We start from the raw sequence: 9,524 nt of genomic DNA, 5'->3' as shown, positions 1-9,524 counted from the left end.
TAGAAAAACAGCCTTATCCACCCCTATAGAATCTGCAATATTCTGTTGACTTTCTATACCATTTATATATCGTTTTACCGCTGTCAGTTTCTCTTTGATTGTAAATTTAGCCATAATAAAAGCACCTCCAATTGTTAAATGGTGTCTAACAATTGGGGTGCAGTACAAAAACCCGGTGTTTTTCCAAACAAATTATTTTGCTGCTTTGTATAATTTTGAAACTTCATCCCAATTTACTACATTCCAGAAAGCTTTCATATAGTCTGGACGACGGTTTTGATAATTTAAGTAATATGCATGCTCCCAAACGTCTAAACCAAGAATTGGAGTTTTGCCTTCCATTAGTGGACTGTCTTGGTTTGGTGTGCTTGTAATTTCTAACTCGCCATTATTTAATACTAACCAAGCCCAGCCAGAACCAAAACGGCCAGCACCTGCAGCTGCAAAAGCTTCTTTAAATTGATCAAAGCTGCCAAACTTTGTATTAATTGCATCTGCTAAATCACCTGTTGGTTCGCCACCGCCATTTGGAGAAAGAAGCTTCCAGAATAATGAGTGGTTAGCGTGTCCTCCACCATTATTGCGGACAGCAGTACGTTTAGCTTCAGGAACAGCATCTAAATTTGAAATAATTTCTTCTACAGATTTGCTAAGAAGCTCTTCATTTCCTTCAAGTGCTGCGTTTAAGTTAGTTACATATGTGTTATGATGTTTTGTGTGGTGAATATTCATTGTTTCTTTGTCAATATGAGGCTCAAGAGCATCATACGCATAAGGTAATTGCGGTAATTCGAATGCCATGTTACATTCCTCCTATGTAATTAATTGAATCAATATTGATTTTTGTATTTTCATCTTAAGATTACCAAAGTTACTAAATGCAAGCAAACAAATTGCTTAATTTTTATGGAAAAATATCATTACTTTTTTTTGTATATTTAAAGAATAAAATAATTTTTGTAAAAGCGCTCAAACATTATGCGAAATTATACATATTTAGAAATGACATTTATGCTAAAAATATTTAAAATGATAAATAGTTGTACATTTTTTTGAAGATCAACAGCAAAAAAAGGAAGTGAATGATTTGAATATTTTCCAACGCTTTATTAAAAGCCTTTATTCACCAAAGGATATTGCAAAATTTAGATTCTTAGGAATCGGAAAAACCATTTTATATGTATTTATTTTAATGTTTCTTTCTACACTCCCAGGCTTGTATCATTTTTCTACAATGTCTATTACTGCTTTAAATGAAGGAAAACAAATTTTCATGGAAGAACTTCCACCATTTCAAATTGAGAATGGTGTTCTGACATCTGATCAAAAGGAACCACTTACCGTTCAAAAAACTGATTTTAACATTGTACTAGACCCTACTGGACAGCTTTCAGTAAATGATATAAAAGACCAAGGAAATGCTGTTGCTTTACTTAAAAATGAATTTGTCATCGTCACTAATCGAAACGCACAAAATTTTCCTTATTCTACATTAGGTGATATTAAGCTGACAAATAGAGATATCGATTCATTTTTATCTTCTTTACACGGCGCTCTTTGGATTATATTACCGATTTTGTTTATTTTTTATTATTTATTTGTATCTGCTTTAGGTTTTATTAAGATATCGATTTTTGCAGGAATTGGAGTGTTATTTGCCCAAACTCTAAGCCGCAAGCTTCACTATCGTCAAAGCTGGCGTCTTGCTGCCCATTGTATTACACTTCCGACCGTATTTTTTATTTTAATGGATATTCTAAAAACTGGTGTTCCAGGCGGACTGCTTATTGATTGGTTAATTAGTTTAATCTTTCTTTATTTAAGTATTAGAGAAATTCCTAAACCACAACCGAGAAACTAGATAAGCGCAAGCGCCTTGCTCATCTGGGTACGGATGAGTGAAATTTGAAGTGCCAATTTCACCTTCGCAGTCTTCGACTGAGATAAAGGAAACACGGCGAGGGACGAGTCGATGTTGACTTATCGTAGGGAGAAGACGGAGAAATACGCTAGCCGATAGGCGCTAGAGCTAGACAGAGCAGACACTTTTCATGTCTAATATCCTTTGTAAATTTTAAGCTTTCTTACCTTTCTGATTAAACTGGCATAGCATGTCAGTTTTTTTTGTCATAATTTTTTTTGGACTAGCATATATATGACAAAAAAGGAGGCGCTAGTCTTGAAAAAATTCCTAGCTTTTATCGCAGTAATTATTGTCCTTTATAGTGTCTATATTGATATCAACTTTGGAACGATCCCTTCTATTTCTCATGCATCTGAAGTGAAAGAAAAAGTAAAAAAACAAAAAGTATCTGTCCCTTATAAAACACAGAAAATTAAACCTGGTAATACCGTTTTATCAATTGTAGAGAGTATAAACAAATCTCCTCTAAAAGTTTCTATCGACCGAGTGATTACCGATTTTAAAAAGCTTAATAATGATATAAAACCTGAAGAAATTCAAATTGGTCAGATTTATAAATTCCCAATATATGTTAATTAATGATTTAGACTTCTATTCCTTGTCAATTGTAGGCATAAATTGATACAATACAATTGTTATTATTAAACTACAAACATTGATTTGTACTTAAATAAAGGAGCGAATTACCCTTGGGTGAAATAATACATCGTTCAAAAACACGTCCCGTCAAGGTTGGTAATTTAACTATTGGGGGAAGCAATGAACTTTTTATTCAAAGTATGACAACAACGAAAACTCATGATGTAGAAGCTACAGTTAGCCAAATTAAACGTTTAGAAGAAGCTGGCTGTCAAATTGTTCGAGTTGCCTGTCCTGATGAAAGAGCGGCAAATGCGATCTCAGAAATAAAAAAAAGAATAAATATTCCTTTAGTTGTAGATATTCATTTTGATTATCGCCTTGCATTAATGGCTATTGAAGGTGGAGCCGATAAAATAAGGATTAATCCGGGAAATATCGGAAAACGTGAAAAGGTTGAAGCTGTCGTTCGAGCGGCAAAAGAAAAAGGAATTCCTATTCGTATTGGTGTAAATGCTGGGAGCCTTGAAAAACATATATTACAAAAGTATGGGTATCCAACCGCTGATGGTATGGTAGAAAGCGCCTTACACCATATAAAAATTCTAGAAGATCTAGATTTTCATGATATTATCGTTTCAATGAAGGCTTCAGATGTTAACCTTGCCATTGAGGCATACGAAAAAGCAGCACGTGCTTTTGATTATCCATTGCACTTAGGAATTACTGAATCCGGAACTCTTTTCTCAGGAACAGTTAAAAGCGCTGCGGGCTTAGGTGCGATTTTGAGCAAAGGAATTGGAAATACACTAAGAATTTCTTTAAGTGCGGATCCTGTAGAGGAAGTGAAAGTTGCTAGAGAGCTTTTGAAAGCATTTGGACTTTCTTCTAACGCAGCCACATTAATTTCATGTCCGACTTGCGGAAGGATCGAAATTGATTTAATTAGTATTGCAAATGAAGTCGAAGAGTACATTTCAACCATTAAAGCTCCAATTAAGGTATCTGTATTGGGGTGCGCAGTAAATGGTCCTGGGGAAGCTCGTGAAGCAGATATAGGCATTGCTGGAGCTCGTGGAGAAGGATTATTATTCCGCAAAGGAAAAATTGTTCGAAAAGTACCTGAAGAAACGATGGTAGAAGAATTAAAAAAAGAAATTGATTTGATAGCAGAAGAATATTATAAAAAACAAGAGAGTGAACAAAAAGCTTAATCTTGAGTATATATGAAAATAACAGTGCGAAAACTTATCGCACTGTTATTTTTATTACAGCTCCCACGTTCATGCTCTTTTATCTAAAAAAACGGTAATACAAATATCCCGATAATTATCGATACTACACCTATCCCAATACTCCAAGCTCCTAATGTTTCAGCATTTCTTCTTCTGGCAACGAAACCAAGTATTATCCCAGCTGCCCCTAATATTACTGGTAAGAAAAATAGGGATAGAACGGATAAAGCTAATGCAGACCAGCCAATGACTTTTCCACTTACATGGGCATGATCAGGATCCCTGTCCTCACTTAGATCACGATCATAATCACGATTCATTGAAATCGGTGCAGCTACTTCTGCAGCTGTTTCTTCATGATAATCACGATTTTCTCGATCATCATCATGAAAACTATCTTCTAGTTGGTCATTACGTGTTTCATCATTCATGATATCCCCTCACTTTCAAATAGTAAGAGTAGGAGCATTAATATTGTGTGCTTATCTTTTTTATTTCATGATAAACAATCTTTTCCACTGTATACTTGAAAATGTTATAGATGTTAACAATAAACAAATTATGTTAAACTTGAATTATTGACATTTTTACTTATTACATAAAGGAGCAGTACCTTAAATGAAAAAAAGATTTGGAATTGATATTGATGGAACCGTAACCCATCCAAATTCTTTACTTCCCTATATTAATGAAGCTTTTCAATTACAGCTGACATTAGATGATATTACTGAATATGAATTAACAAATGTCATTAATGTTCCCGAAAAGAAGTTTTATGATTGGTTTATTAAAACTGAACCGAAAATTTATGCAGAATCACCACTTGCTATCGGGGCCAAAGAAGTTCTTACAAAATGGAAAGAGCAATTTCAGCTCTATTTTATCAGTGCTAGAGCCTCTAATTTGTTGGAAGTAACAGAAAAATGGTTTACTGAAAATGATATAAAATACAATCATATTGAATTAATAGGATCACACCATAAAGTTGAAACGGCCAAAAAGTATCATGTGGATCTTTTTTTTGAAGACAAGCATGATAATGCCGTAATGATTCATCAGGAATTAAATATTCCTGTTATCTTATTTGATACACCCTATAATCAAGATCCAATTCCTGAAGGAGTTATTAGGGTGAAAAGTTGGAAAGAAGCTGAACTTTGGGTTAGAGATTGGATAAAAAGGGAATAAGAAAAGCGCAAGCGCCTTGATCATCGGCGTACGGATTTCGTAGTCTTCGACTGAGATAAAGGAAACACGGTGAGGTAGTTCTCGAGCCGATGCTGACTTATCGTAGGGAGGAGACAGAGAAATCCGATAGGCGCTGGAGCTAGACATAGCAGACACTTTTCATGTCTAATATCTTTAGTAATTTTATACTTTTTTACCTTTAAATAAAAAAATCATAAGGAATTTTCCTTATGATTTTTTTATATTTACCTTAAGCACTCAGGACACTTACCATAGATTTCAAATTTATGTCCAGATACATTATAACCCACTAAATCTTCTTCTAAAATTTGCATAGGACATGTTTGAATTTCTTTTGTTTTACCACAATCCAAACAAATAAAATGATGATGATGATCATTTGTTGAACAGCTAAAACGAAAATTCTTTTCACCTGAAAGCTCTGTTGTCTCAAGAATTCCTAACTCTACAAATAATGATAAATTACGGTAAATTGTATCAAAACTTAGACCTGGATAATCGTTTTTCATATATTCTAGAACATCTCTAGCAGTTAGATATTTATTATTCGCTGCAAATAGTTCAAGCATTTGCTCACGTTTTCCCGTATGCTTAAAACCTTTTTCTTTCAGCGTTTGTATTGCACTTGAAACATGCACCTTTTAACACCTCTTTTAATTTGGAAAAAAGGATTCCTTCATGTATGGAAGAGACTGGAATAGTCTCTTATTTTTATAAAAAATTAGTTTCCATTTAAGAATGATTACGATTTATTATATAAAAGTATACATGAGAATAAGCTTTATGTAAACTAATTCCCTCTTATTCGCATACTTTTAAAAAAAATATAATTTCTGGAACATTTCCATTGTCCATCACATATGTATCAATGGAGGGGTGATGTGCAGATGAAATTATTACAAAATGTGATTAATTACAAAATCAATATAATCACTGGCGATGAATTATTGAAATATGCAAAGCAATTTAATGTTCGACTTTCCAAAAGTGATGCAGACAAAATTGCAGCCCACTTACGCGGGAAAAATTTTAATGTTTTTGATGATCAACAAAGAACGAAGATAATAAAAGATGTAGCAAAAATCGCTGGACCAGAAACAGCAAAAAAAATAAATCAGATATTTATACAATTTAGTAAATAAAAAAATCGAGAGATGTTTCCCTCGATTTTTTTATTTATTATTCATTAATGATTTTCTCTTTTAAAGACTCATTAAATTCCTTACTTCTAAGCATAGCAATTTCGTGTTTATATGGAGCCTTTTTATTTGCTTTATCCTCTCCAACAAATGGCGTTTCTAAAATTTTGGGGATATCTGCTAATTGTGGATGGTGAACAATGTAATTTAAGGCATCGAAGCCAATATGCCCAAAACCAATATTTTCATGCCTATCCTTTCTTGCCCCACTTTCATTTTTACTATCATTAATGTGTAAAACCTTAATTCTGTCAATTCCAATTATCCGATCAAACTCTGAAAGGACACCATCAAAATCGTTTTTGATATCATACCCAGCATCATGCGTATGGCAAGTATCAAAGCAGATTGATAACTTTTCATTATAATGTACACCATCAATAATTCTCGCAAGCTCATCAAAAGATCTACCACATTCAGAACCCTTACCTGCCATCGTTTCTAGAGCAATTTGGACGTTTTGTTCTGACGTTAAAACTTCATTTAATCCTTTAATGATTTGTTCAATTCCTTTGTCTGCTCCCTCACCAACGTGTGCACCCGGATGAAGTACAATTTGCCTTGCACCAATTGCCTCAGTTCTTTCAATTTCCGATTGTAAAAAATTTACGCCGAGTTCATAAGTTGAAGGGTTTACTGAGTTTCCGATATTAATGATGTATGGAGCATGGACAATTATGTCTTCAATTCCATTTTCCTTCATATGAGCAATTCCTGCTTCAATATTTAAATCCTCAATTTTTTTTCTTCTTGTGTTTTGTGGAGCACCTGTATAAATCATAAACGTATTAGCTCCATAGGAAATAGCTTCTTCACTTGCTCCAAGCATCATTTTCTTTCCACTCATTGAAACATGAGAACCAATTTTCAACATTCTCCTCACTCCCCAAATGTATTTAAATGGTAAGCTTTTTTTAAACATAAAGCCATGTTGGTAAAAAACTACCATGGGCTGATTAATCAAAAGTCATCAAAAAATTCATCCTTTGCGCTTTTGTAATCTTCTCTCCCGTTTTTTCATTTGTTCCACCTGTTGATTAATTTTCTTTTTGTAGCCAGGCTTCACTTTTTTCGGTTTTTTAACTAAACTTCGTGCTTTTTCTTGAATATCATCAGTTTGTTTTTTTCGATTTTTTCTTTTGTTTCGCTCAGGAATTAACAGCCAATTACCTTTTTGTAAGTCCATATTTTCAAAGTCAATGCCCATTTTTTCAAGCCTAGTTAAAGCATCTTCATCAGACGGTTCATAAATCGTTGCAGTTATCCCTGAATGTCCTGCTCTAGCAGTTCTTCCTGCACGATGAACATAAAAATCTAAATCCTGAGGAAGCTCATAGTTAATGACATGGCTTACACCTTCTATATCAATTCCTCGAGCAGCTAGGTCTGTGGCTACAATATATTGATACTCGAGATTACGTATTTGCTTCATAACCTTTGTTCTTTCACGTGGTGTTAAATCACCATGAAGCCTTCCAACTTTAATTCCCTTTTCAATCAGCTCATTTGCAACCTCATCTGCCATCGTTTTCGTATTAGTAAATACGATTGCTAAATATGGATTGTAAGCTAAAAGCATTTCATGTAATAAGTCAATTTTTTCCCTGCTTCGTAATGGAACTAAAATATGATCAATATTTTCAGCAGAGATATGTTTTGGTTGAACATGCTCATATTTTGGATTTTCCATATATTTTTTTAAAAAGGGTTTAAGTTTCTCTGGAATTGTTGCTGAGAATACTAATATTTGAAGATCCTGTGGCATACGACCTGCAATTTGATCCACATCAAAAAGAAATCCCATATCTAGCATTAAATCAGCTTCATCAACAACTAATATTTTAGAAGTATGAACAAATAAAGCCTGCTCATTAATTAAATCATTTATTCTGCCGGGAGTACCAACAACAATATGTGGTTGCTTTTTTAATTTTTCAATGGCGCGTTTTTTATCCGTTCCACCAATAAAACATCTAGCATTAATGGTTTGTTCTTCATAAAATTTAGTGATCTTTAATATTTCATGATAAATTTGATTGGCAAGTTCTCGTGTTGGAGCTGTAATAACAGCTTGTACCTCATTTAATTCTGGATTTACAGATTGCAAAATCGGCAGCAAATATGCATGAGTTTTTCCTGTACCAGTTTGAGATTGGCCAACCGCACTTTCCCCTCGTAAAATATTTGGAATCATTTTTTTTTGGATTTCTGTCGGCTCATAAAATCCAAGTTCATGTATCGCCTGTTCAATATAAGGTTTAAAATGAAAAATTGAAAATTTATTTTGTTTCATTTATCTCACTCCTGTTTTAAGGACATTTTCTGTTAAACTAGATAGCTTTGATTCCAGATTCCATTATTGTAGAAAAAAAGTCTTAATAATAAAGCCCATTTTGTTATTATAATCGACTGTAGCCAAAACTTCCACTTTCCGCAAAAGTCTAGTCGGAAAAAGACAATATAACTAGATAAAAAAAGACGTTTTCCAAAAGTCTGCATATCATATTATAAAGTTCAGTAGGAAAGAAAGGAGGAATAAGATGCCGCCAGGAGGATTTCCGCAAATGAATAGTGCATTCCCAAGATTTTCAGGACTAATGGGAGGTGCTACAAGACCGCCAATGCAAGCTGGTGGATTGTTTCGAGGACCGATGCAATCCATGGGAAGAATGGCTCCATTGGGTAGTAGGCTGCCACTCGGTGGTGGTGGAGCGAGCCCAGGAGGTGGTGGTGGGTTAATTTCAAGATTATTTCAGCGTGGAGGTGCATCTCAAGCAAGTAATATTGCCAACGCAGCAGCTGGATTCCAACGTGCAGGAAGCGGTGGAGGCTCGTTACTTGGCAATATAGGAAAAATTGCAAATCCAGGAAAGATAGGTACCTTTTTAAATAATACTCAAAATGTGTTACGAACAGCACAGCAAGTAGGTCCAATGGTTCAACAATACGGACCAATAGTTAGAAACTTACCTGCCATGTGGAAAATGTACAAAGGATTAAAAAGTTCGGGTTCAGACGATGAAGTAACCGACAATGAAACAACCGACGATCAAACTATAAGCGACGATAATAATTTGACAGCAAATGAAGAATCTAACAGCGAAGAAAAAAAGATAACGACAAGGAGGAAAAAAACAACAAAAAATGTGAAAGTGAAAAAAGCAGAAAAGAAAAATGAAACAGAAGAAGCCTCAGAAACAAAAAAAGTAGATGCCAGAACAGTCCCTAAAAAGAAAAATAAAGGTGATTCAATTCCAAAAATGTATATTTAATAGAAGCCCTTCGTGATTTTCAAAAGTGCAAAATAAGAAGTGTGAAGTGAGAGATGAGAATGAAGAAATCGGTGAGTCAGCCGATTTCATTCTTTTTATAATTGAT

At 34.2% G+C, this 9,524-nt stretch carries 11 protein-coding genes; 6 read left to right on the top strand and 5 right to left on the bottom strand.

Translation table 11 applies throughout. From position 1 onward, the window contains the following. Positions 1-192: 192 nt before the first annotated feature. The gene (sodA, locus tag ACQKP0_RS17035; RefSeq protein ID WP_427407031.1) at positions 193-801 is read right to left on the bottom strand and encodes a superoxide dismutase SodA; all 609 of its coding nucleotides are present in this window, start codon (positions 799-801) and stop codon (positions 193-195) included. Between the two features lie 277 nt (positions 802-1,078). Here sodA and ACQKP0_RS17030 point away from each other — a divergent pair, with 277 nt between their 5' ends. The 3 genes from ACQKP0_RS17030 to ispG all read left to right on the top strand — a co-directional run bounded on the left by ACQKP0_RS17030 (position 1,079) and on the right by ispG (position 3,717). Beyond that, positions 1,079-1,861, top strand: a complete 783-nt coding sequence (locus ACQKP0_RS17030) for a DUF1189 domain-containing protein (protein ID WP_427407030.1) — start codon at positions 1,079-1,081, stop codon at positions 1,859-1,861. 318 nt (positions 1,862-2,179) lie between these two features. Beyond that, positions 2,180-2,503 (top strand): hypothetical protein, encoded by a 324-nt coding sequence (locus ACQKP0_RS17025; RefSeq protein WP_427407029.1) that lies wholly within the window; start codon positions 2,180-2,182, stop codon positions 2,501-2,503. Between the two features lie 119 nt (positions 2,504-2,622). Beyond that, positions 2,623-3,717: a flavodoxin-dependent (E)-4-hydroxy-3-methylbut-2-enyl-diphosphate synthase gene (gene ispG, locus ACQKP0_RS17020; protein ID WP_427407041.1), complete on the top strand. Its 1,095-nt coding sequence runs from the start codon at positions 2,623-2,625 to the stop codon at positions 3,715-3,717. An 83-nt stretch (positions 3,718-3,800) separates the two neighbouring features. On the opposite strand, the gene ACQKP0_RS17015 is transcribed toward ispG, so the two are convergent. Continuing rightward, entirely contained in the window at positions 3,801-4,169 is a 369-nt protein-coding gene (locus ACQKP0_RS17015; protein ID WP_427407028.1) for a hypothetical protein, read from the bottom strand. 187 nt (positions 4,170-4,356) lie between these two features. Here ACQKP0_RS17015 and ACQKP0_RS17010 point away from each other — a divergent pair, with 187 nt between their 5' ends. Then, a complete protein-coding gene (locus ACQKP0_RS17010; protein WP_427407027.1) occupies positions 4,357-4,926 on the top strand; it encodes a 5' nucleotidase, NT5C type in 570 nt (189 codons plus the stop codon). Positions 4,927-5,171: 245 nt separating this feature from the next. Here ACQKP0_RS17010 and ACQKP0_RS17005 read toward each other — a convergent pair whose 3' ends face one another. Further along, positions 5,172-5,585 carry a Fur family transcriptional regulator gene (locus ACQKP0_RS17005; protein WP_427407026.1) on the bottom strand — a complete coding sequence of 138 codons (414 nt, stop codon included), beginning with the start codon at positions 5,583-5,585 and terminating at the stop codon, positions 5,172-5,174. A 249-nt stretch (positions 5,586-5,834) separates the two neighbouring features. Between ACQKP0_RS17005 and ACQKP0_RS17000 the strand changes: the two genes are divergently transcribed. Continuing rightward, positions 5,835-6,089 carry a DUF2624 domain-containing protein gene (locus tag ACQKP0_RS17000; protein ID WP_427407040.1) on the top strand — a complete coding sequence of 85 codons (255 nt, stop codon included), beginning with the start codon at positions 5,835-5,837 and terminating at the stop codon, positions 6,087-6,089. 37 nt (positions 6,090-6,126) lie between these two features. On the opposite strand, the gene ACQKP0_RS16995 is transcribed toward ACQKP0_RS17000, so the two are convergent. Both ACQKP0_RS16995 and ACQKP0_RS16990 read right to left on the bottom strand, forming a co-directional pair. Then, the gene (locus ACQKP0_RS16995) at positions 6,127-7,020 is read right to left on the bottom strand and encodes a deoxyribonuclease IV (protein ID WP_427407025.1); all 894 of its coding nucleotides are present in this window, start codon (positions 7,018-7,020) and stop codon (positions 6,127-6,129) included. 105 nt (positions 7,021-7,125) lie between these two features. Then, on the bottom strand, positions 7,126-8,439 hold the full coding sequence (locus tag ACQKP0_RS16990) for a DEAD/DEAH box helicase (protein WP_427407024.1): 1,314 nt from the start codon (positions 8,437-8,439) through the stop codon (positions 7,126-7,128). A gap of 271 nt (positions 8,440-8,710) precedes the next feature. Here ACQKP0_RS16990 and vrrA point away from each other — a divergent pair, with 271 nt between their 5' ends. Beyond that, entirely contained in the window at positions 8,711-9,418 is a 708-nt protein-coding gene (gene vrrA / locus ACQKP0_RS16985) for a VrrA/YqfQ family protein (protein WP_427407023.1), read from the top strand. Positions 9,419-9,524 lie beyond the last annotated feature (106 nt).

The sequence above is a fragment of the Heyndrickxia sp. NPDC080065 genome (assembly GCF_050281185.1).
Taxonomy (GTDB): Bacteria; Bacillota; Bacilli; order Bacillales; family Bacillaceae_C; genus Heyndrickxia.
This window is presented reverse-complemented; position numbering and strand designations above follow the sequence as displayed.

Bases quoted from the DNA above. Each gene is read 5' to 3' on its own strand.
- sodA (WP_427407031.1), bottom strand. From the start codon at position 801: ATGGCATTCGAATTACCGCAATTACCTTATGCGTATGATGCTCTTGAG.
- ACQKP0_RS17015 (WP_427407028.1), bottom strand. From the start codon at position 4,169: ATGAATGATGAAACACGTAATGACCAACTAGAAGATAGTTTTCATGAT.
- ACQKP0_RS17010 (WP_427407027.1), top strand. From the start codon at position 4,357: ATGAAAAAAAGATTTGGAATTGATATTGATGGAACCGTAACCCATCCA.
- ACQKP0_RS17000 (WP_427407040.1), top strand. From the start codon at position 5,835: ATGAAATTATTACAAAATGTGATTAATTACAAAATCAATATAATCACT.
- ACQKP0_RS16995 (WP_427407025.1), bottom strand. From the start codon at position 7,020: ATGTTGAAAATTGGTTCTCATGTTTCAATGAGTGGAAAGAAAATGATG.
- ACQKP0_RS16990 (WP_427407024.1), bottom strand. From the start codon at position 8,439: ATGAAACAAAATAAATTTTCAATTTTTCATTTTAAACCTTATATTGAA.
- vrrA (WP_427407023.1), top strand. From the start codon at position 8,711: ATGAATAGTGCATTCCCAAGATTTTCAGGACTAATGGGAGGTGCTACA.